Raw genomic sequence first — 22,985 nt, forward strand, 5'->3', positions numbered from 1 at the left:
GAGACGGTCGAGCGCTCGTTTGCCGATGCCAAGCAGCTTCACGGGCATCGCTATGCCCGCTTTCGAAGTCTCACCCGCGTCGCATGCCAGTGCCTGCTGGCTGCAGCCGCCCAAAACATCAAGAAGATCGCCATGGCGCTCACCAAGCCACCCAGACCAGCCATCGCATGAGGGCCAGAGGCCGCCAACTTCGCCCCGCCTCAGAACCCAACTAAAACAACCAACGTCCAAAAAACAAACCCGCCGAAAATATCGACGGGTTTGTCAGCAGTCTGACGGAGCGGGAGGATGCCTCCCGCTCCGTTTTTATTTCACGATCCAGCCGTATAGGCGGCGATCGCCGCCATGTTGACGATGTCGGAATCCTTTGCGCCCATCGAAGTGATCTGAACGGCCTTGTCGAGGCCGACGAGGATCGGGCCGATGACAGTCGAACCGCCAAGCTCCTGCAGCATCTTCGTGGAGATCGAGGCTGAGTGAAAGGCCGGCATGACGAGCACGTTGGCCGGGCCGGACAGGCGGCAGAACGGATACTGCTCCATGACCTTGCGGTTCAGCGCCACGTCGGCCGCCATCTCGCCGTCATACTCGAAATCGAGGCGGCGCTTGTCGAGGATTTTCACCGCCTCGCGCACACGCTCGGAGCGTTCGCCCGACGGATGACCGAAGGTCGAATAGGCAAGCATGGCGACGCGCGGCTGATAGCCCATGCGGCGCGCAAAGCCTGCGGCCTCGACAGCGATATCGGCGAGCTCCTCGGCGTTCGGCATATCGTGAACCGCTGTATCGGCGACGAACACCGTCCGGCCGCGGCACAGCGCGATCGATACGCCGATGACCCGATGGCCGGGTTTCATGTCGATGCAGCGGCGCACATCTTCCAGGGCCGTCGAATAGTTGCGGGTGATACCAGTAACCATCCCATCGGCGTCACCAAGCGCCACCATGCAAGCGGCGAAGTGGTTGCGATCCTGATGGATCAGACGCTGTGCGTCACGATGCAGGTAGCCTTTGCGCTGCAGGCGCGCATAGAGGTAGTCGATATAAGTTTCGACGCGGGTGGAGATACGTGCGTTGACGATTTCCAGCCCCGGCCGATTGAGGTCGATGCCGGCGCGCTCGGCGGTCTGGTGGATCAGGTCTTCGCGGCCGAGCAGGATCGCCGTGCCGAGCTCCTGGTTTGCGTAGGACATTGCCGCACGCATGACCTGCTCTTCTTCGGCCTCGGCAAAAACCACCCGCTTTGGACGTCGGCGAACGCGTTCGTAGAGGCTCGCCAGCGTCGAGGCGATGGGATCGCGGCGGCCGGAAAGTTCGCGGGCATAGGCCGCCATATCTGTAATCGGCTTGCGCGCTACGCCGCTGTCAATCGCTGCCTGTGCCACGGCAACCGGGATCGCCGAGATCAGGCGCGGATCGAACGGCACCGGAATGATGTATTGCGCACCAAAGCGCGGGCGGTTGCCCTGATAAGCGGCAACAACATCGTCAGGAACGTCCTCGCGGGCGAGATTTGCCAGCGCCTCAACAGCAGCGATCTTCATGGCGTCGTTGATGGTGGTCGCACGGACGTCCAGCGCGCCACGGAAGATATAGGGAAAACCGAGGACGTTGTTGACCTGGTTCGGATAATCGGAGCGACCCGTTGCCATGATGGCGTCGTCGCGGATGCGGGTAACCTCTTCGGGCGTAATTTCCGGATCGGGATTGGCCATCGCAAAGATGATCGGGCGATCAGCCATGGAGCGGATCATGCTCTCGGAGAACGCGCCCTTCTGCGAGAGGCCAAAAACCACGTCCGCGCCCTTCATCGCCTCCTCGAGCGTGCGCGCCTTGGTCTTGACCGCATGCGCCGACTTCCACTGGTTCATGCCCTCGGTGCGGCCCTGGTAGATCACGCCCTTGGTGTCGCAAAGGACGATATTCTCGGGCGCGAAGCCCATGGCCTTGATGAGCTCAACGCAGGCGATGGCTGCTGCACCCGCGCCATTGCAGACGAGTTTCGTCGTTTTCAGGTCGCGACCGGTCAGTTCCAGCGCATTGATGAGACCAGCGGCAGCAATGATCGCCGTGCCGTGCTGGTCATCATGGAAAACCGGGATGTCCATCAGTTCGCGCAGACGCTGCTCGATGATGAAACAGTCGGGCGCCTTGATGTCTTCGAGATTGATGCCGCCGAACGAGGGACCGAGGAAGCGGACGCAGTTGATGAACTCATCGACGTTTTCGGTATCGACTTCGAGATCGATGGAGTCGACGTCGGCAAAGCGCTTGAATAGCACCGACTTGCCTTCCATAACAGGCTTGGAGGCCAGTGCACCGAGATTGCCGAGACCGAGAATTGCGGTACCATTCGAGATGACCGCGACCATGTTGCCGCGCGTCGTATAATCATAGGCGGTGGCGGGATCGGCGGCGATTGCCTTCACCGGAACGGCAACGCCAGGCGAATAGGCGAGCGACAGATCGCGCTGGGTCGCCATAGGCTTCGTGGCGTTGATCTCCAGCTTTCCGGGCCGCCCCATGGCGTGGAACTCAAGAGCCTCGTTGTCGGTCACTGATGTAACCGGCCGCTGCTTCTTCTCGGTGTCGGGCATTTTTCCTCCAACGTCTTGTGGGTGACGCCTTGCTCTTCCTCAATCGCGGTTGTCATCTATAGCGGCGGGCGGCTAGGGTTGGCACCTCTTTTTTGGAAAAAATGCATCTCCGTGAACGAACGAATAGACACTGGAATAGAAGCCTTTTCGGCTGCCGAGCTGGCCACGGAAGAAAGCCGCGCCTCGGCAACGCCGATGATGGAGCAATTCATCGAGATCAAGGCCAACAACCCTGACTCGTTGCTGTTTTATCGCATGGGCGATTTCTACGAGCTGTTCTTCGAGGATGCTCTGGAAGCCTCCCGTGCACTGGGCATCACGCTGACCAAGCGCGGCCAGCACATGGGGCGGGACATTCCTATGTGCGGCGTGCCTGTTCATGCGGCCGACGACTACCTGCAGAAGCTGATCGCCCTCGGTTTCCGGGTTGCCGTCTGCGAGCAGGTCGAGGACCCGGCCGAAGCCAAGAAGCGCGGATCCAAGTCCGTCGTGAAACGCGACGTTATCCGCCTGGTGACGCCGGGCACAATTACCGAGGAAAAGCTGCTTTCGCCGTCGGAATCGAACTATCTGATGGCACTTACCCGGATTCGCGGCAGCGCCGAGCCGGTATTGGCGCTGGCTTGGATCGACATCTCGACCGGAATTTTCCGCCTGGCCGAGACCGAAAGCTCGCGGCTGCTTGCCGATATCCTGCGGATCGACCCGCGTGAACTGATCGTGCCCGATACGATCTTTCACGATGCCGAGCTGAAACCTGTTTTCGACGTACTCGGCCGCACCGCCGTTCCGCAACCATCCGTGCTCTTCGACAGCGCCACCGCCGAGGGGCGGATCGCGCGCTATTTCAATGTCTCTACGCTTGATGGGTTCGGCACCTTTTCGCGCGCCGAGCTTGCCGCCGCCTCTGCAGCCGTCGCCTATGTCGAGAAGACACAGATCGCCGAACGGCCGCCGCTCGGCCGGCCGGAGCGCGAAAGCGGCGCGTCAACGCTGTTCATCGATCCCGCCACCCGTGCCAATCTCGAACTTGCCCGCACGCTTTCAGGCGATCGCAACGGCTCGTTGCTGAAGGCGATCGACCGTACCGTGACGGGCGGCGGGGCACGCTTGCTGGCCGAACGGCTGATGTCGCCGTTGACCGATCCCATCCGGATCAATGAGCGGCTGGATTCGATCGGTTTCCTGATGGAGGAGCCTTCGCTTTGCGGCGACCTGCGCCACCATCTCAAGCATGTTCCCGATATGCCGCGCGCGCTTTCGCGTCTTGCACTCGACCGTGGCGGGCCGCGTGACCTTGCCGCCATCCGTCAGGGCCTGAGTGCTGCGGGCGATGTCGCCCGGCTGCTGTCGGAAGCACTGCTGCCGGAAGAGCTGAAGCTCGCGCTTTCGCGCCTCGAGGCCCTCCCGGCCGGCCTCGCAACGCTGCTTTCCGAAACACTGGGCGACGAGCTGCCGCTGCTGAAGCGCGAGGGCGGCTTCTTGCGGGACGGCGCCAACACCGAACTGGACGAGGTCAGGGCGCTGCGCGATCAATCGCGCCGGGTGATTGCCGGCCTGCAGCTGCAATATGCCGAGGAAACCGGCATCAAATCGCTGAAGATCAAGCACAACAATATCCTCGGCTACTTCATCGAAGTTACTGCCGGCAATGCCGGGCCGATGACCGATACGCCGGAGGCCAAGGGTCGCTTCATCCACCGCCAGACGATGGCGAACGCGATGCGCTTCACCACCACCGGGCTTGCCGATCTGGAAAGCCGGATCGCCAACGCCGCCGACAAGGCGCTTGCTATCGAACTGGCGGCATTCGACCACATGACCTCGGCCGTCGTCGCCGAAGCGGAAGCAATCAAGGCAGGCGCTCGCGCGCTCGCCGTTATCGACGTTGCCGCCGGCCTTGCGCTGCTTGCAGACGAGCAGGCCTATTGCCGGCCGCTTGTCGACGGCTCGAAGATGTTTGCGATCGAAGGCGGACGCCACCCTGTCGTCGAACAGGCGCTGCGGCGGCAATCATCTGGCCCGTTCGTTGCCAACAACTGCGATCTCTCTCCCGTCTCCGGCGGAAAGGATGGCGCGATCTGGCTGCTGACCGGCCCGAACATGGGCGGTAAGTCGACCTTCCTGCGTCAGAATGCACTGATCGCGATCCTCGCGCAGATGGGGTCCTTCGTGCCGGCGACGTCAGCCCATATCGGCATCGTCGATCGGCTGTTCTCGCGCGTCGGCGCTTCCGACGATCTTGCGCGCGGCCGATCGACCTTCATGGTCGAAATGGTCGAAACGGCGGCGATCCTCAATCAGGCGACCGACCGGTCCCTTGTCATTCTCGACGAGATCGGCCGTGGTACGGCTACCTTCGACGGCCTTTCCATCGCCTGGGCGGCCGTCGAACATCTGCACGAAGGGAACCGCTGCCGCGGCCTCTTCGCCACCCACTTCCACGAACTGACGGTGCTGTCGGAAAAGCTTGCACGGTTATCGAACGCGACGATGCGCGTGAAGGAATGGGACGGCGACGTGATTTTCCTGCACGAGGTCGGCCCAGGTGCTGCCGACCGCTCCTACGGCATCCAGGTTGCCCGGCTTGCCGGCCTGCCGGCCTCGGTGGTGGCGCGTGCCCGCGACGTGCTGACACGCCTCGAGGACGCCGACCGCAAGAGCCCGGCGAGCCAGCTCATCGATGACCTGCCTCTGTTCCAGGTGGCGGTTCGGCGCGAGGATGCCAGCCGTGGCCCATCGAAGGTGGAAGAAGCGCTAAAGGCCATGAGCCTCGACGACATGACCCCGCGCGAGGCGATGGGCGCGCTCTACGACCTCAAGAAGAAGCTGAAGCAGGGCTAGCCGATGTTCATGGATCGGCTGTTCAACGATACCCAGAGGCTTGCGGCGATCTTCAACGCGCTTGAAGCGCTGCGGCTTGCGGATGAGCACGGCACCCCGCGCGGCTGGGCTTCGCCCTTCGGCCTGCTGCAGATCATCCGCTGCTGCGCCCGGATTCTGGAACTTTCCTCGTGTGTTGCCAAAGCCGGCTACCGCGAGTGCGACCAAGAGACGCTGGAGGCGATCACCAGCGAAACGCGGCAGGTGCTCTATTCCGTACAGGCTCAGATCGCTGCCTGATCGCCCGATGCCGCCGCTTTCGCGCGCGGCAACACCTTTTCGCCAAAATTAAAGGTTCTGCAGTATGAAAGCCCGTGTCATCGGCGGGCAAAGAGGCTATAGCGCATGCAGACGAAACGAGAGGAGCAGCAGCACACGGCTGCGCCACGCGAACAGGAAGCCGCCCCGCGCATGGCGACGACGAACGACATCGATTTCTCCGATATCCTCGACACCGATAATCTCTCGAAGACGTGCGACGCGGTGGCCGAGTCCAACAAGACGCGGCCCGACGTCATGCGGTCCGATCTGCTGGCGATCCTCAAGAAGGCGAGCAGCGAAGGTAGACAGATAGCGCGCGAGTTGCTTTCTGCCGATGGCAGCGGCATCAATTGTGCCCGCCGTATTTCCTGGCTGCAGGACCAGATCGTCACGGTCCTCTACGAGTTCGTCTGCACCCACGTCTTTCCGAAGCAGAAGGACAAGTTCGCCGTCACCGCCGTTGGCGGCTATGGCCGCGACACGCTGGCGCCAGGCTCCGATATCGACCTTCTGTTCCTGTTCCAGCCGAAGCCGGCGGAGGAGACGCACAAAGCAGTCGAATTCATGCTCTACGTCCTCTGGGACATGGGCTTCAAGGTTGGCCATGCAACGCGCACCCTGGAAGAGTGCATTGCGCTGTCGAAGTCGGACATGACGATCCGCACGGCGATCCTCGAGATGCGCTACATCTGTGGCCTGCGATCGCTGGAAACGCAACTGGAGACGCGCTTCGACAAGGAAATCGTCACCGGCACCGGCCCCGAATTCATCGCCGCCAAGCTTGCCGAGCGTGACGAGCGCCACCGCAAGGCGGGCGACACGCGCTATCTCGTCGAGCCGAACGTCAAGGAAGGCAAGGGCGGCCTGCGCGACCTGCACACGCTCTTCTGGATTTCTAAATACTACTACCATGTTCGCGACACGGCGGAGCTGGTGCCACTCGGGGTTCTCTCCAAGCACGAGTATCGCGTTTTCGAGAAGGCCGACGACTTCCTCTGGGCGGTGCGCTGCCACATGCATTTCCTGACCGGAAAGGCCGAGGAACGGCTGTCCTTCGACATTCAACGCGAGATCGCCGAAGCGCTTGGATATCATTCGCGACCCGGCCTTTCGGCCGTCGAGCGCTTCATGAAGCACTACTTCCTCGTCGCCAAGGACGTCGGCGACCTGACGCGCATCCTCTGCGCGGCGCTCGAGGATCAGCAGGCGAAGTCGACGCCCGGCCTCACCGGTGTCATCAGCCGCTTTGCGCACCGCAGCCGCAAGATCGCCGGCAGCACGGAGTTCGTCGAGGACCGCGGTCGTATCGCGCTTGCAAGCCCGGATGTCTTCAAGCACGACCCGGTCAACATCATCCGCCTGTTCCATGTTGCCGACATCAACGGGCTGGAATTCCATCCCGATGCGCTGAAGCGGGTGACGCGCTCGCTCAACCTCATCGACAGCGATCTGCGCGAAAACGATGAGGCCAATCGCCTCTTCATGTCGATCCTGACTTCGAAGGGCGACCCCGCGCTCATTCTGCGGCGCATGAACGAGGCCGGTGTGCTCGGCCGCTTCATTCCCGAATTCGGCAAGATCGTCGCGATGATGCAGTTCAACATGTACCACCACTATACGGTGGACGAGCATCTGATCCGCACCGTCGACGTCCTGTCGGAAATCGACAAGGGCAAGGCCGACGACCTGCACCCGCTCGCAAACAAATTGATGCCCGGCATCGAGGACCGCGAGGCGCTCTACCTTGCCGTGCTGCTGCACGACGTTGCCAAGGGCCGCCAAGAAGACCATTCCATTGCCGGCGCCCGTGTCGCCCGCAAGCTATGCGCCCGTTTCGGCCTGTCGCAGAAGCAGACAGAGTTGGTCGTCTGGCTGATCCAGGAGCATCTGGTCATGTCGATGGTCGCGCAGACGCGCGACCTTACGGACCGCAAGACGATCACCGACTTCGCCGATGTGGTGCAGTCGCTCGACCGGCTGAAGATGCTGCTGATCCTGACGATCTGCGACATCCGCGCCGTCGGTCCCGGTGTCTGGAACGGCTGGAAAGGCCAGTTGCTGCGCACGCTTTACTATGAAACGGAACTGCTGCTTGCCGGCGGCTTCTCGGAGGTTTCGCGCAAGGAGCGCGCCAATTTCGCAGCCGAAGCGCTCTACAACGCGCTCTCCGACTGGAGCCAGAAGGATCGCAAGATCTATAGCAAGCTGCACTACCAGCCCTATCTGCTCTCCGTTCCCCTGGAAGATCAGGTCCGGCACGCCGGCTTCATCCGGCAGGCGGACAAGGCCGGCCAAGCGCTGGCGACAATGGTGCGGACCGACAGTTTCCACGCGATCACCGAGATCACCGTATTGTCGCCTGACCATCCGCGCCTCCTGGCCGTCATCGCCGGTGCCTGTGCCGCTGCCGGTGCCAACATCGTCGACGCGCAAATCTTCACGACGTCGGATGGGCGCGCGCTGGACACGATCCATGTCAGCCGCGAGTTCAAGGACGATGCCGACGAGCTTCGCCGCGCCGGCACCATCGGGCGGATGATCGAGGACGTGCTTTCCGGCCGCAAGCGACTGCCCGAGGTCATCGCGACCCGCACCAAGAACCGCAAGAAGAGCAAGGCCTTCGTCATCCCGCCGTCGGTCAACATCTCCAACAGTCTGTCGAACAAGTTCACGGTCATCGAAGTCGAATGCCTTGACCGACCCGGCCTGCTGTCGGAAATCACAGCGGTTCTATCGGATCTCTCGCTCGACATTCAGTCGGCCCGCATCACCACCTTCGGCGAGAAGGTCATCGACACCTTCTACGTGACCGATCTCGTCGGCCAGAAAATCTCGGGCGACAGCAAGCGCTCGAATATCACCGCGCGCCTCAAGGCCGTGATGGCCGAGGAACAGGACGAGCTGCGCGAGCGCATGCCCTCCGGCATCATCGCGCCGCCTGCTACGGCCAGCGCCGCGATGCAAACAGAAAAGAAGGCGGATTCGCCCGCATGAGCCCAAACGCATGAGCCTCGTTAGAAAATTCGCCACCGTCGGCGGCGCCACGCTCGGCAGCCGCATCTTCGGCTTCGCCCGTGAAACGCTGATGGCGGCCGCACTCGGCACCGGTCCGATGGCCGACGTCTTTTATGCCGCCTTCCGTTTTCCGAACCTCTTCCGGCGGCTCTTTGCGGAAGGCGCTTTCAATGCCGCCTTCGTGCCGCTCTTTGCCAAGGAAATCGAGGCGAACGGCACCGATGGTGCCAAGCGCTTTTCTGAAGAAGTGTTCGGCGTGCTGTTTTCGGTGCTGCTGCTCATCACCATCGTGATGGAGCTCTCCATGCCCCTGCTCGTGCGCTTCGTCATCGCGCCGGGCTTTACCAACGATCCGGACAAGTTCGACATTACCGTGCGCATGGCGGCGGTCATGTTCCCCTACCTCATGTGCATGTCGCTGACGGCGATGATGAGCGGCATGCTGAATTCGCTCCATCATTTCTTCGCCGCCGCGATTGCGCCCGTTTTCCTCAACGTCGTGATGATCGGCGCGCTGTTCTACGCGCTCTATATCGGCGCGGAGCCCCTGCAGACCGCGTGGTATCTCTCCTGGGGCGTGCTCGTCGCCGGTATCCTGCAGCTCGCCGTCGTCTACTTCGGCGTGCTCCACGCCGGCATGAGCATCGGGTTGCGTTTCCCGCGCTTCACGCCCAACGTCAAACGACTGCTGATCCTCGCGATCCCCGCGGCGGTGACTGGCGGCATTACCCAGATCAACCAGATGATCGGCCAGGCGATTGCGTCCTCGCGCGAAGGCGCCATTGCAGCCCTCCAGTATGCCGACCGTATCTATCAGCTGCCGCTCGGCGTCGTCGGCGTCGCCGTCGGCGTGGTGCTGCTGCCGGAACTTGCCCGCGCCCTGAAGGGCGGCAATCTGCGCGAGGCCGCAAACCTGCAGAACCGGTCGATGGAATTCGTACTGTTCCTGACCATCCCCGCTGCCTTCGCGCTCTGGATTCTCTCCGACGAAATCATCCGTGTGCTCTATGAGCGCGGTGCCTTCCATCAGGAAAACACCTCCATCGTCGGCTCCATCCTCGCCATCTACGGCATTGGCCTGCCGGCTTTCGTGCTGATCAAGGCGCTGCAGCCGGGATTCTACGCGCGCGAGGACACCAGGACGCCGATGCGCTTTTCCGCCATCGCCGTTGGCGTCAATTGCGCCACGGCGCTGACGCTCTTCCCGTTCCTCGGCGCTCCCGGCATTGCAGTCGCGGAAGCGACGGCAGGCTGGATAAGCACCGTACTGCTCTTCACCACCCTGCTGCGTCGTCGCCATCTCACCTGGGAATGGGCCTTGGCGCGGCGCACGGCGCTGCTCGTCGTGTCGGCGGCCGTCATGGGCGGCGTGATCATGTACCTGCAGCACCGCTGGGAGCCGTGGCTTGCCTCAAGCGCGCACCTGACGACGAAGGTCGGCACGCTCGGCCTTCTGATCGTGATCGCCATGGCTGTCTACTTCGCGACCGCATTCCTGATCGGTGGCGCAAATCTCGGCATGATCCGGCGCAATCTCAATCGCAAGCCGGCTGCAAAGGTAGACGGTTGAGCCTCAGCAATAGGTCCATCGTCGTTTGGCGCCTACGTCCACATGGACGATGCCGTTGCAGTAACGGCCGATCCCGCCGATTCCTGGTGCCGATTCAGCGATCGCAATGATGGTGCGCTCCGAAACGCCGGGGATCCGGATATCGGCGGCTGCGCAGTAGCGATGCTGGGAATGAGATCGACCGTGCGCCCGGAACCCCGAGGTTACCATTGGACGGCGACCGGTCTTGGCGGCGATATAAGCAAGAACGCCGCGTAGCCGCGGCGGGAAGCAGTTCGCCTGGACGCTGACGGTCTGCAGCGAGTAGGCAAGCGTTTCCTTATGCTTGAGCGGCGGTATTGCAACTCTTCTGACGTTCTGGGCGTCGGCACTGTCGAAACACGACAGACTGAACAGGCCGGCGAGTGCGATGGAAAATGCCGAATGCATGGTTCCCTCCCCTCGAAATGCGCCGGAATCGCCGGCGCAGTTTTTGGCGAATGGAACGCTCACCCCAAAAATGGCCTTTTTGTGAAATTCTTTACCTACCGTTACGGAACCGTAACACAATTTACGGCCAATTGATGAATTAGCTCTACCTCAGAGGTGGTATAAATTTCCAAGCTGCGTAAATTTTCTTGACATATTCACAGCAAGCAATTCATCGCCAATCTCCCGTTCATGGCGTTTCTCGTGCAAATACCACCGCCAATCCCCGCCGGGTGCAATGTGTGTCAAAACGCTTGCTAGACCTCACGGTCGCGAAGGCGCTCCCGTCGGCGCGAGGAGCATGATCCTTGACCGAGCCCCCGCAACCGGCAACAACACGACACGACAAATCGGAGCCTGCAATGTCCCAATCGCTCTTCCTCGTAACGCTCGTCGTCGACGACTACGATCGCGCCAAGGACTTCTACTGCGGCGCGCTCGGCTTCGAATGCCTCCAGGATGACGTCCAGCCGGATGGCAAGCGCTGGGTCGTCGTCAGACCGAAGGGCAGCGACGGCGCAGCCTTTCTGGTCGCGCAGGCGGCCAACGATCGGCAGATGGCGGCAATGGGCAACCAGACGGGCGGGCGTGTCGGCTTCTTTCTCAAGACCGACGATTTCGCAGGCGACCATGAGTCGATGCTGGCCAAGGGCGTGCAGTTTCTCGAGGCGCCGCGGCACGAAAGCTACGGGACCGTCGCCGTGTTTGCGGATCCTTACGGCAACACCTTCGATCTGATCGAACACGCCGCAGGCTGAACCCCTTGATTGCGGGAGCGCGCGCGTGCATAAGCGCGCCCGTTAGCAACATGGGTTACAGACCCTGGGGCCCTCCACCAGCCTAATCGAGGACATAATGAACGAATTCAGGAAAGTCGTTTTTTCCGGCGTCCAACCGACCGGCAATCTCCATCTCGGCAACTATCTCGGCGCGATCCGCAAGTTCGTGGCACTGCAGGAAGGCAACGACTGCATCTACTGTGTCGTGGATATGCACGCGCTGACGGCGCAGCTCGTCCATGAGGATATGCCGAACCAGATCCGCTCGATCGCCGCCGCCTTCATCGCCTCCGGCATTGATCCGGAAAAGCACATTGTCTTCAACCAGTCGGCCGTGCCGCAGCATGCAGAACTCGCATGGATCTTCAATTGCGTAGCGCGCATCGGTTGGATGAACCGCATGACGCAGTTCAAGGACAAGGCCGGCAAGGACCGCGAGCAGGCCTCGCTCGGTCTCTACGCCTATCCGAGCCTGATGGCTGCCGACATCCTCGTCTATCGCGGGACGCATGTCCCCGTCGGCGACGACCAGAAGCAGCACCTTGAACTCGCCCGCGACATCGCCATGAAGTTCAACCTCGACTACGCGGAGCATATCCGCAAGACGGACTATGGCATCGACATCACCGTCGGCAACGAGCCGGTGCATGCCTATTTCCCGATGGTCGAGCCGCTGATCGATGGCCCGGCGCCGCGTGTCATGTCGCTTCGCGACGGTACCAAGAAGATGTCGAAGTCGGATCCATCAGATCTTTCGCGCATCAACCTGATGGACGACGAGGAGGCGATCTCGAAGAAGATCCGCAAGGCCAAGACCGATCCGGACGGCTTGCCCAGTGAAGTCGACGGTCTCAAGGGTCGCCCGGAAGCGGACAACCTTGTCGGCATCTACGCGGCGCTCGCTGACAGGTCGAAAGCTGACGTGCTTGCCGAATTCGGCGGGCAGCAGTTCTCGGTCTTCAAGCCGGCGCTCGTCGATCTCGCCGTCAATGTGCTCTCGCCGATCACCGCCGAGATGCGCCGCCTGATGTCGGACACCAGTCACATCGACGCGACCCTGCGCAACGGCAGTGAACGGGCTCGGGCCCGCGCCGAGGTGACGATGAAGCAAGTGCGCGACATCGTCGGCTTCTTGTACTGAGATAGGCCTCAAGAGCTTACCCGGGGCGACCTTTGCCGCCCCGGGCTTGTCGAAGCCAAACCTGCGGCGTAGTCTGTTGAAACGACCGTCAGGAGGCTTCGATGCGAGATCGCAACCTCATCCAGATCGGCACGATGGAGATCCGGTTTCTGATCGACGAGGATCAGAGTGCCGGCGGTCTCGTGATGTTCGAATTCACGGTCCCGCCCCAGGCACGCGTCCCCGCCCCCCATTACCACCGGGACGTCGACGAAGTGATCTACGGATTGTCCGGCACGATGTCGACGACGCTGGACGGGCGCAAACACGAGATCGCAGCAGGGGAAACCCTGTTCATTCCGCGCGGTTACGTCCACACCCACGAGAACCTGCATGGCGAAACCGCCAAGGCGTTGATCACCATGACGCCCGGCCTGATCGGCAGGCGCTATTTCGAGGAGATGGCGTCGGCCATCAATGTTCAGGGCAAGCCTGACATCGAACATGTGAAGGCGATCATGCGTCTCTACGGACTGGTTCCGGCCTGACTACACAGCACGCAGGCGATCCTTCGAGGGCGACCAAACGAAGGCTTGCAAATCTTCAGGTTCAGGTGTCAGAGTCCGCCCCATGGTATCAAAACGACTCTCCCGGCTCGAAGGTCATCGCCGCAAATTCATGGCTGTCATTGACGATACGCCCGAATGCTCCCGCGCCGTCCACTACGCCGGTCGGCGCGCCAAGAACTCGAATGGCGGCCTTGTGCTGATGTACGTGATTCCGGAGGGCGACTTCCAGCAGTGGCTGGGTGTGGAGGAAATCATGCGCGCCGAGGCGCGCGAGGAAGCGGAAGCAGTAGTCGCCAAGGCGGCGCATGTGGTTCGCGAAACGATCGGCATCGACCCTGAGATCGTCATCCGCGAGGGAAGCGCCACGGAACAGATCAACGCCGTCATCGAAGAAGACCGTGATATCGCCATCCTGGTGCTGGCCGCAAGCTCGGCAAAGGAGGGACCGGGGCCGCTGGTGTCGTCGATCGCCGGGCGTGGCGCGACATTTCCGATCCCCGTCACTGTCCTGCCGGATACATTGACCGACGAGGAGCTGGATGCCCTCGCATAAAGCCATTTCTTGAGTGCCAGTCTCTTGAATAGAGTTGCCAATCGGCTTATTTTCTTTTTTTGAAGAATTCTAAAGACGGCCTGGGCCACTGCCCGCCGCACGGAGAGCGACATGTTTATTCAGACCGAAGCCACACCGAATCCCGCCACGCAGAAGTTCCTGCCGGGTCGGGTCGTGATGGAAAACGGCACGGCCGAGTTTCGGAGCGCCGACGAGGCCCAGGCATCGCCGCTCGCGGCTCGTCTGTTCGAAATCCCGGGCGTGACCGGCGTCTACTTCGGTTATGACTTCATCTCCGTCTCCAAGGACAATGCCGAGTGGCAGCACCTGAAGCCGGCGATCCTTGGCTCGATTATGGAACACTTCATGTCGGGCAAGCCTGTCATGGGCGATGCATCGATTCTTTCCGAAGATCTCGATGCCGGCGGCGAATTCTTCGACGAAGCCGACGAGTCGATCGTGCTGACGATCAAGGAGCTGCTGGACACACGCGTGCGGCCGGCCGTTGCACAGGATGGTGGCGACATCACCTTCCGCGGCTTCAAGGACGGCAAGGTTTATCTCAACATGAAGGGCTCTTGCTCCGGCTGCCCGTCCTCGACGGCGACGCTGAAGCATGGCGTGCAGAACCTGCTTCGCCATTTCGTTCCGGAAGTCGAGGAAGTCGTCGCCGCCTGACGGCGACGCCCCTGTTCCGGCATTCGTCCTGGCGCAGCAATTGCAAGCGCGGCAGGGTGATTGTATGGACGCTGAGGAACGCTTTATTCGGAAATTGATGCCATGATCATACTGGCGCTCGACACCGCAGGTGTGGATTGCGCTGCCGCTCTCTATGACAGCGGCAGGAATACGATGCTGGGGGAGGCATCGGACATGATCGGCAAGGGGCATGCTGAGCATCTGATGGGGATCGTCGACCGCGCGATGGATAAGGCGGGCCTGGCGCTTTCGGCCGTCGATCGTATTGCCGTCACCATCGGTCCTGGCTCCTTCACGGGCATTCGCGTCGGCGTCGCCGCTGCCCGCGGCTTTGCGCTGTCGCTCGGCGTTCCGGCCGTCGGCATCACCACGCTTGCGGTGATGGCTGAAGCGCAGCGGCAAAAGACGCCCGGGCGCCCGGTGCTGACAGCCATGGATGCCAAGCGAAACGAGATCTACTTGCAGGCCTTCAATGCCGATGGCGAACCGCTCGACGAAGCGCGCGCCGTGACTGTCGAGGAAGCGCAGACGGTTGCTGCGGCATTCGATGGCGAAATAACCGGTTCGGCCACGCCCCTCCTGAAGCCGGACGCTACCGGCGACCATGCCAACCATTTCCCGATTTCTTTGGTGGCGCGCCTCGGTGCCGACGCCGATCCGTCTGCTGGAAAGCCTAAACCTCTTTATCTGCGCGGACCCGATGCCAAGCCGCAGGCCGGATTCGCAATTGCGCGAGTATGACGATGTTGGAATCCTATTTGACCTTGAAGCCGGAATTTGAAATCGTCGCGATGGATGCCGATGATTGCCGCGCGGTCGCCGCGCTGCACGGCGAGCGTTTCGCCCGCCCGTGGGGCGATGGCGAATTCTACAGCCTGCTCAGCCAGGATACCGTCTTCGGCTTCGTGGCCCGCCAAACCAATGCATTCCTCAAGAAGCCGTTGCCGGGCTTCGTGCTGGCGCGCCAAGTCGCCGGCGAAGCGGAAATCCTGACGATCGCCGTGCAGACAAAGGTCGCGCGCGCCGGCCTCGGCTGGCGGCTGATGCAGGCTGCCATGCGCGAAGCGAAACTGCGCGGTGGCGAGAGCATCTTTCTCGAGGTCGACGACGGCAATGCGGCCGCACTCGGGCTCTACGGCAAGCTCGGCTTCGAGAAGGTCGGCGAACGCCGGGGATACTACAAGGATGCCAAGGGCGCGGTTTCCACAGCGCTTGTCATGAAGCGCGTTCTTCGCTAGTTCCGTTGCTTGAACGTTGACTATCGGAAGGCAGCCCATGACTGACGTCGCCAAGACCCTCGAGGAGCTTTGCGCTGAACGCGGCATGCGCATGACCGAGCAGCGCCGTGTAATCGCACGCATACTCGAAGAATCCGCCGACCACCCCGACGTGGAAGAACTTTATCGCCGCTCGGTGAAGGTCGATGCGAAGATCTCGATCTCGACAGTCTACCGCACCGTGAAGCTGTTCGAAGATGCCGGCATTATCGAGCGTCATGACTTCCGAGACGGCCGCTCGCGTTATGAGACGGTGCCGGAAGAGCACCACGACCATCTCATCGACCTCAAGTCGGGTGTGGTGATCGAGTTTCACTCGCCCGAGATCGAGGCATTGCAGGAGCGCATCGCCCGCGAGCACGGCTTCAAGCTGGTCGACCACCGGCTGGAACTTTACGGCATCCCGCTCAAGCCGGACGAGCGCTGAGACATGATCGCAGCCATGGAGTCTTCGTCTTGATCGCCTGGCTGCGCGTCGCCTTTGCGGGTATCGTCATTTTCGTCGCCAGTCTCCTGCTCATGCCCTGGCAGCTTTTGGCGCTCCGCTTCGACTGGAAGCTGCGGCGCTGGCTGCCCCGCGTCTGGCATCGCATCGTCTGTTTCTGTCTCGGCATCCAGATTCGCGTCCATGGGAAGATGGAAACGCACAGGCCGTTGATGCTGTGCGCCAATCATTCGTCGTGGATGGACATCATGGTGCTCTCCGCGGTTGCCGACGTTGCGTTCATCGCCAAGATCGAGGTGCGCGACTGGCCGATTTTCGGCACGCTGGCGAAGCTGCAGAAGAGCGTCTTCGTCGTGCGCGAGGAAAAGCGCAAGACCGGTCATCAGGCGAACGAGATAGCGACCCGAATGGCGGATGGCGAGATCGTCGTCCTGTTTCCGGAGGGCACGACGTCGGATGGAAACCGGCTTCTGGAGGTCAAATCGTCGCTGTTTGGCGCCGCCGCCATGGCGGTTCCCGCTTCGCCGACCGGAGCCGTCGTCGTCCAACCGGTCGCGGTGGCCTATACCGGCGTCCACGGTCTGCCGATGGGGCGCTATCATCGCCCGCTTGCCTCGTGGCCGGGCGATGTGGAGATGTTCCCGCATCTGAAAGACATGCTGCGATGCGGCGCCTTTGAGGTGGAAGTCTGTTTCGGCGAAGCCGTCGAATATCGTGCGAACAGCAACCGCAAGGAAGTCAGCACGACCATCGCTCGTCGCATCCGCACGATGCTTGGCGCAGCATTGCGCGGTCGCAAAGCGGCCTGAGGCAAGATTTCCTTTTCTCGCGCATGAAAAACCACTAAATAGCCGCCCATGACCCAGGACAGTGCCCTTCTTCATGCCCCGGAGACCGATCTCCGTGATGGCAGCAACAGCCGCAAGGTGTTCATCAAGACCTATGGCTGCCAGATGAACGTCTATGACTCGACACGCATGAGCGATGCCCTCGCGCGTGACGGATACGAGTCGACGGAAGTCTTGGAAGAGGCAGACCTTGTTCTGCTGAATACCTGTCATATCCGCGAAAAGGCTGCCGAAAAGGTCTACTCGGCGCTCGGCCGCCTGCGCGACATGAAGAAGGAGCGCAACAAGGAAGGCCGGGAGTTCATGATCGGCGTCGCCGGTTGCGTGGCACAGGCGGAAGGCGAGGAAATCCTGCGCCGGGCGCCCGCCGTCGACGTCGTCATCGGTCCGCAGACCTATCACCGCCTGCCGGAAGCGCTGCGCAAGGCGAAGGAAGGGCAGCGGATCGTCGACACGGAATATGCCCTCGAAGACAAGTTCGAGCATCTGCCGATCGCCGAGAGCAAGAAAATCCGCTCTCGCGGCGTAACCTCCTTCCTGACGGTTCAGGAAGGATGCGACAAGTTCTGCACCTTCTGTGTCGTGCCCTATACGCGCGGTTCGGAAGTATCTCGGCCTGTCAGCCAGATCGTCGAGGAAGCACAGAAGCTCGTGGAAGGCGGCGTGCGCGAAATCACGCTGCTCGGCCAGAACGTCAACGCCTGGCATGGTGTCGGCCCGAATGATCAGGAATGGACGCTCGGAGACCTGCTCTACCGGCTGGCCGAGATCCCCGGACTTGCACGTCTGCGCTACACCACCAGCCATCCTCGCGACATGGACGATCGCCTGATCGAGGCGCATCGGGACCTGCGCGCGCTGATGCCCTACCTGCATCTGCCGGTGCAGGCCGGCTCCGACCGCATCCTGAAGGCGATGAACCGGCGCCATACGGCCGCCGAATACCTGACCCTCGTCGAGCGCATCCGCGCCGCTCGCCCAGACATTGCCCTTTCCGGAGACTTCATCGTCGGTTTTCCGGGGGAGACAGAGCAGGATTTTGAATATACACTCCGTCTCGTGGAGGAGGTGCGCTATGCGCAGGCCTTCTCCTTCAAGTACTCGACACGGCCGGGCACGCCCGGTGCGGAACTGAAGGACCAGGTGCCGGAAGAGATCAAGGCAGAACGGCTAGAACGCCTGCAGGCGCTTCTTCTGAAGCAACAGCAGGAATTTGCCGAATCCTGTGTCGGGAAAACGATCGAACTGTTGCTCGAAAAGCCCGGTCGCATGCCAGGACAGCTTATCGGCCGTTCTCCGTGGCTTCAGTCCGTGAATGTTGATGCAAAAGCATTGCAAATCGGTGACATTATTAACGTGCGAATCACCGGAACCGGAACCAACAGCCTGTTTGCCGAGATAGCAGAGGCTGAGGTCTAAACCCTAGGAGCTCGACCGCTTGAACGGACAAGAATTGGTTTCTTCACCGCGCCACCCACGCATTGCGAGCGACGCCAATCACTTTATTCTGACGTTCGAGAACAATCGGTTCGCCAGTGAGTTGTTCGGTCAGTTCGACCAGAACCTCAAGCTGCTTGAAGAGCGTCTCCACATCGACGCTCGAGCGCGCGGCAATTCCGTCGTTATCTCGGGAGACATTGTCGCTACCAAACAGGCGCGGCGTACACTCGATTACCTCTATGAGAAACTCCAGAAAGGCGGCAGCGTGGAGCGATCCGACGTTGAAGGCGCGATCCGCATGGCGGTCGCCGCAGACGATCAACTGAGCCTGCCGACGATGGAGCGCAAAGCCAAGCTCACCATGGCGCAGATTTCGACCCGCAAGAAGACTATCGTCGCGCGAACGCCGACCCAGGACGCCTACGTGCGCGCTCTGGAACGGGCCGAACTGGTTTTCGGCGTCGGTCCGGCGGGTACCGGCAAGACCTATCTCGCCGTCGCTCATGCGGCCCAGCTCCTCGAACGGGGTCTTGTCGAGAAGATCATTCTTTCCCGCCCGGCGGTGGAAGCCGGCGAGCGGCTCGGCTTCCTGCCCGGCGACATGAAGGAAAAGGTCGATCCCTATCTCCGCCCGCTCTATGACGCGCTCTACGACATGATGCCCGCCGACAAGGTCGATCGGGCAATCACGGCCGGTGTTATCGAAATCGCTCCGCTCGCCTTCATGCGCGGCCGGACGCTCGCAAACGCCGCCGTCATTCTCGACGAAGCGCAGAACACGACCTCGATGCAGATGAAGATGTTCCTGACGCGTCTTGGCGAGAATTCCCGCATGATCGTCACCGGCGACCCGAGCCAAATCGACCTGCCGCGTGGTGTCAAATCCGGACTGGTGGAGGCCCTTCAACTACTGAATGGCGTCGAAGGCATTTCGATCGTCCGCTTCCGGGATACGGATGTCGTACGTCATCCGCTTGTCGGCCGCATCGTCAAGGCCTACGACTCGACCTATATCGCGGAAGCAGAGGAAGCCAGCCGGCAGGATTGATGGCCGAACTCGACATTCAGATCAGCATCGAAGAGGGCGACTGGCCCTCCGAGGATGCGCTGCATGCATTGGCGGATCGGGTGCTGGAAACAGCCGCCACCTATCTGCGTGAAACGGTCAAGCAGCCCTTTCCGAAGATGGTGCCCGAGGTTTCGCTTGTTTTCACGGATGATGCCTCGATCCAGGACATCAATGCCGAGTGGCGCGGCAAGGACAAGCCGACCAATGTGCTTTCCTTTCCGGCCTTCCCGGTCAAGCCGGGCAACGTGCCGGGACCGATGTTGGGCGACATCATTATCGCAAGAGAGACCGTTGAGCGGGAGGCAGTCGAGCTCGAAAAGAGCTTTGACGACCACCTGACCCACTTGATGGTGCATGGTTTCTTGCATCTCTTCGGCTACGATCATAATAATGACGCTGAAGCCGAGATAATGGAGGGGCTCGAGACTCGCATTTTGGCGGTACTCGGCCTATCTGACCCATACGAGGGTCAAGACCTTAAAATGGAACCATGAGCGACTTTACGACGAGACCGGCCGCGGAGGCCAAGGACGCCGACCAATCCTCCTCTTCTGACGAGGGTGGCAGTAGTAGTAGGCAGTCTGGACGACCCCAATCCTTCTGGACGCGCGCCGCGCGTATCTTGAGACCACAGCAGGGCTCGCGCCTTCGCGAGGACATCGCCGATGCGCTGCTGACCGACGCTGCCGACGGTGACGTCTTTTCGCCCGATGAACGGGCAATGCTGCACAACATCCTTCGCTTCCGGGAAGTGCGCGTTGCTGACGTGATGGTGCCGCGGGCCGATATCGAAGCCGTCGATCAGAACATCACGATCGGCGAACTGATGATCCTGTTCGAGGAATCTGGCCGTTCGCGCATGCCTGTTTATGCGGATACGCTCGATGATCCGCGCGGCATGGTGCATATCCGCGATCTCCTGTCCTACGTCGCCAAGCAGGCGCGCAACAAGCGCCGCGGCAGCACCAAGACAGTCAAGTCGACAGAGCCTCTGGTCGAGGTTTCACCCGAACACTTGCAGAAGCCTACACGCGCTGCGAAGCCGAATTTCGACCTCAGCCGCGTCGACCTACAGAAGACGCTGTCGGAGGCCGGGATCATCCGCAAGATCCTGTTCGTTCCGCCGTCGATGCTTGCGTCGGACCTCCTTCGCCGCATGCAGGTCAACCGCACGCAGATGGCGCTGGTCATCGACGAATACGGCGGCACCGATGGATTGGCCTCGCACGAGGACATCGTTGAGATGGTCGTCGGTGACATCGATGACGAGCACGACGACGATGAAGTCATGTTTAAGCGCGTCTCCGAAGACGTCTTCGTCGCGGATGCCCGTGTCGAACTGGAGGAGATCGCCGAGGCGATCGGGCCGGACTTCGACATCACCGAACAGGTCGACGAAGTCGACACGCTGGGCGGCCTGATCTTCTCCGAGCTCGGGCGTATTCCGGTGCGTGGCGAGGTCGTGCAGGCTCTGCCCGGTTTCGAGTTCCATATCCTCGACGCCGATCCGCGCCGGATCAAGCGCGTGAGGATCACCCGCAAGCGTCAGGCCATCCGTCGCCGCGTCAAGATCGACGGCGACAGCACGCCCGGTTCGGATCACGGCGAGGAGAGGCAAACCGACGCCTCCACGTCGACCTGATGCCGCAACGCACGACAAACGGCGGCTTTTTTGAAAGACTGCGAGCGGGTTGATTCGCAGCTTGATGGGAGTGCGCATGGAGCGGCTTGCGGACAGGGTTATCCTTGCCTGGGGGTTCAAGAGGGTTGCGTTGGCGGTCCTTGCTGGCGCCGTCGGCGTTCTGGCCCTGCCTCCATTTGGCTTCTTTGCCGCAATGTTCGTGTCGTTCACGCTGCTCGTCTGGCTGATCGACGGCTCGGCTGCCGCTCCGGAAAGCGGGCTCATTGGGCGACTGTGGCCATCTTTTACCGTCGGTTGGCTCTTCGGCTTTGGCTATTTCGTCGCGGGTCTCTGGTGGCTTGGCCACGCCTTGATGATCGACGCGGAGGCCTTCGCTTGGGCGCTGCCACTGGCGATCCTCGGCCTGCCTGCCGTGCTCGCCATCTTCTACGGCATTGCTGCGGCGCTGGCGCGAACCATGTGGTCCGATGGCATGGGGCGGATTGCGGCGCTTGCGGCGAGCTTCGGGTTGCTGGAGTGGCTGCGGAGCGTGCTTTTCACCGGCTTCCCCTGGAACGCTATCGGCTACGGCATGACGCCCGTGCCGCTCATGATGCAATCGGCGCACGTCATCGGCATCATGGGCATCACGTCGCTCTCGGTCTTCATCTTCGCCGCACCCGCACTCCTCGGCACCCGGCAGGGCGCAAAGCTCGGGCTCTCGCTGGCAGCCCTGCTCTTCGCCGCACATATCGGCTATGGCGCCTATATCCTCTATGGCCCACAACCCGCGCCTGCATCCGACTCCCCGAGCCCGGTCATTCGCCTGGTTCAGCCGATGATCGAGCAGACGGCGAAGATGGACAGCGACGCCGACCGCGCTGCTATCTTCGAGAAGCACCTGAAGCTTTCCGTCGAGCCTCCGAAGGACGGCGGGCGGAAACCGGACATCATTGTCTGGCCGGAAACGTCCATTCCCTTCATCCTGACCGACAATCAGGATGCGCTCAGCCGGATCGCGGACACGCTCGACGACAATCAGATCCTGATTGCCGGCGCTGTCAGGGTGGAGGACATGGGGCCTGGCAATCCGCCTCGCTACTACAATTCGATATACGTCATCGACGGCCGTGGGCAGATTGCCGGCGCGGCCGACAAGGTGCATCTCGTGCCGTTCGGCGAATACGTGCCGTTCGAGAATATCCTCGACGATTTCGGCATCCAGAATGTGGTCGAGATGCCAGGCGGCTTCTCACCCGCCGCCACGCGCCAGCTTCTGAGTTTGCCCACGGGGATCAAGTTCTATCCCCTCGTCTGCTACGAGATCATTTTCCCCGACGAGATGACCGGCGATCTAGGCGCCGCCAATGCCATTCTCAATGTCACGAACGACGCGTGGTTCGGTGCAACACCCGGCCCCTACCAGCACTTTCAACAGGCTAGGTTGCGTGCCGTGGAGACCGGCTTGCCGCTGATTCGAAATGGCAATAGCGGAATTTCAGCCATCGTGAACGCCCGTGGCGAGGTCATTGCGGGTCTCGGCCTCAATGAAACTGGCTTTGTCGACGCAACCATCGAGCGCTTCGACGCCCAGCGCGATCCGGGTTACCCGCGCCAAACTTACTTCCGGTTGATCGAGATACTTCTGTTTGCAATTGCGCTGGTTTCGCGTTTTGGTTTAGTTTTCAAGCAGAATTGACCGAAAACCCCTAAAATTGCATAGTGGTTCGGATCGGCGTTCTTAGCGTATGTTTCAAGGTGGTTAATCAAG

General features: G+C 61.4%; 21 protein-coding genes. 19 read left to right on the top strand and 2 right to left on the bottom strand.

The features are described from left to right. Positions 1 to 171, top strand: a 171-nt coding sequence (locus tag C934_RS31555) for a transposase (RefSeq protein WP_018855096.1), incomplete at its 5' end; no start/stop codon positions are given. A 140-nt stretch (positions 172 to 311) separates the two neighbouring features. Here the strand turns inward: C934_RS31555 and C934_RS0102305 are convergent. Beyond that, on the bottom strand, positions 312 to 2,597 hold the full coding sequence (locus C934_RS0102305; protein WP_018855097.1) for an NADP-dependent malic enzyme: 2,286 nt from the start codon (positions 2,595 to 2,597) through the stop codon (positions 312 to 314). 111 nt (positions 2,598 to 2,708) lie between these two features. Here C934_RS0102305 and mutS point away from each other — a divergent pair, with 111 nt between their 5' ends. From mutS to murJ, 4 genes are all read left to right on the top strand, one after another. Next, on the top strand, positions 2,709 to 5,441 hold the full coding sequence (gene mutS, locus C934_RS0102310; RefSeq protein ID WP_018855098.1) for a DNA mismatch repair protein MutS: 2,733 nt from the start codon (positions 2,709 to 2,711) through the stop codon (positions 5,439 to 5,441). A 3-nt stretch (positions 5,442 to 5,444) separates the two neighbouring features. After that, a complete protein-coding gene (locus C934_RS0102315) occupies positions 5,445 to 5,720 on the top strand; it encodes a hypothetical protein (RefSeq protein WP_018855099.1) in 276 nt (91 codons plus the stop codon). A gap of 105 nt (positions 5,721 to 5,825) precedes the next feature. Then, entirely contained in the window at positions 5,826 to 8,735 is a 2,910-nt protein-coding gene (locus C934_RS0102320; protein WP_018855100.1) for a [protein-PII] uridylyltransferase, read from the top strand. A gap of 10 nt (positions 8,736 to 8,745) precedes the next feature. Next, the gene (gene murJ / locus C934_RS0102325) at positions 8,746 to 10,326 is read left to right on the top strand and encodes a murein biosynthesis integral membrane protein MurJ (RefSeq protein ID WP_018855101.1); all 1,581 of its coding nucleotides are present in this window, start codon (positions 8,746 to 8,748) and stop codon (positions 10,324 to 10,326) included. A 3-nt stretch (positions 10,327 to 10,329) separates the two neighbouring features. Here murJ and C934_RS0102330 read toward each other — a convergent pair whose 3' ends face one another. Further along, positions 10,330 to 10,755 (bottom strand): YcbK family protein, encoded by a 426-nt coding sequence (locus C934_RS0102330; protein WP_018855102.1) that lies wholly within the window; start codon positions 10,753 to 10,755, stop codon positions 10,330 to 10,332. 401 nt (positions 10,756 to 11,156) lie between these two features. Between C934_RS0102330 and C934_RS0102335 the strand changes: the two genes are divergently transcribed. The 14 genes from C934_RS0102335 (at position 11,157) to lnt (ending at position 22,913) form a co-directional block, all read left to right on the top strand. Beyond that, positions 11,157 to 11,552 (top strand): VOC family protein, encoded by a 396-nt coding sequence (locus C934_RS0102335; protein WP_018855103.1) that lies wholly within the window; start codon positions 11,157 to 11,159, stop codon positions 11,550 to 11,552. Between the two features lie 97 nt (positions 11,553 to 11,649). After that, positions 11,650 to 12,714: a tryptophan--tRNA ligase gene (trpS, locus tag C934_RS0102340; protein WP_018855104.1), complete on the top strand. Its 1,065-nt coding sequence runs from the start codon at positions 11,650 to 11,652 to the stop codon at positions 12,712 to 12,714. Between the two features lie 101 nt (positions 12,715 to 12,815). Further along, positions 12,816 to 13,241, top strand: a complete 426-nt coding sequence (locus C934_RS0102345) for a cupin domain-containing protein (RefSeq protein ID WP_018855105.1) — start codon at positions 12,816 to 12,818, stop codon at positions 13,239 to 13,241. An 82-nt stretch (positions 13,242 to 13,323) separates the two neighbouring features. Then, the gene (locus tag C934_RS0102350; protein ID WP_007789346.1) at positions 13,324 to 13,815 is read left to right on the top strand and encodes a universal stress protein; all 492 of its coding nucleotides are present in this window, start codon (positions 13,324 to 13,326) and stop codon (positions 13,813 to 13,815) included. Between the two features lie 111 nt (positions 13,816 to 13,926). Further along, a complete protein-coding gene (locus C934_RS0102355) occupies positions 13,927 to 14,493 on the top strand; it encodes a NifU family protein (protein WP_018855107.1) in 567 nt (188 codons plus the stop codon). Between the two features lie 102 nt (positions 14,494 to 14,595). Beyond that, the gene (gene tsaB / locus C934_RS0102360; protein WP_018855108.1) at positions 14,596 to 15,255 is read left to right on the top strand and encodes a tRNA (adenosine(37)-N6)-threonylcarbamoyltransferase complex dimerization subunit type 1 TsaB; all 660 of its coding nucleotides are present in this window, start codon (positions 14,596 to 14,598) and stop codon (positions 15,253 to 15,255) included. Continuing rightward, positions 15,252 to 15,752: a GNAT family N-acetyltransferase gene (locus tag C934_RS0102365; RefSeq protein ID WP_018855109.1), complete on the top strand. Its 501-nt coding sequence runs from the start codon at positions 15,252 to 15,254 to the stop codon at positions 15,750 to 15,752. The genes tsaB and C934_RS0102365 overlap by 4 nt, the downstream gene beginning before the upstream one ends. 37 nt (positions 15,753 to 15,789) lie before the next feature. Continuing rightward, positions 15,790 to 16,218, top strand: coding sequence for a Fur family transcriptional regulator (locus C934_RS0102370; protein WP_007789354.1), 429 nt, complete (start codon positions 15,790 to 15,792; stop codon positions 16,216 to 16,218). A 29-nt stretch (positions 16,219 to 16,247) separates the two neighbouring features. After that, positions 16,248 to 17,045, top strand: a complete 798-nt coding sequence (locus C934_RS0102375; protein WP_018855110.1) for a lysophospholipid acyltransferase family protein — start codon at positions 16,248 to 16,250, stop codon at positions 17,043 to 17,045. Positions 17,046 to 17,093: 48 nt separating this feature from the next. Continuing rightward, the gene (gene miaB / locus C934_RS0102380) at positions 17,094 to 18,503 is read left to right on the top strand and encodes a tRNA (N6-isopentenyl adenosine(37)-C2)-methylthiotransferase MiaB (RefSeq protein WP_018855111.1); all 1,410 of its coding nucleotides are present in this window, start codon (positions 17,094 to 17,096) and stop codon (positions 18,501 to 18,503) included. Positions 18,504 to 18,522: 19 nt separating this feature from the next. Then, a complete protein-coding gene (locus C934_RS0102385) occupies positions 18,523 to 19,572 on the top strand; it encodes a PhoH family protein (RefSeq protein ID WP_018855112.1) in 1,050 nt (349 codons plus the stop codon). After that, a complete protein-coding gene (gene ybeY / locus C934_RS0102390; protein WP_018855113.1) occupies positions 19,572 to 20,087 on the top strand; it encodes an rRNA maturation RNase YbeY in 516 nt (171 codons plus the stop codon). Before C934_RS0102385 ends, ybeY begins: the two co-directional genes overlap by 1 nt. Then, positions 20,084 to 21,235, top strand: a complete 1,152-nt coding sequence (locus C934_RS0102395) for a hemolysin family protein (RefSeq protein ID WP_026371511.1) — start codon at positions 20,084 to 20,086, stop codon at positions 21,233 to 21,235. The genes ybeY and C934_RS0102395 overlap by 4 nt, the downstream gene beginning before the upstream one ends. 76 nt (positions 21,236 to 21,311) lie before the next feature. After that, a complete protein-coding gene (lnt, locus tag C934_RS0102400; RefSeq protein WP_018855115.1) occupies positions 21,312 to 22,913 on the top strand; it encodes an apolipoprotein N-acyltransferase in 1,602 nt (533 codons plus the stop codon). Positions 22,914 to 22,985: the final 72 nt, after the last annotated feature.

The sequence above is a fragment of the Rhizobium sp. 42MFCr.1 genome, from assembly GCF_000377185.1.
GTDB lineage: Bacteria > Pseudomonadota > Alphaproteobacteria > Rhizobiales > Rhizobiaceae > Rhizobium > Rhizobium altiplani.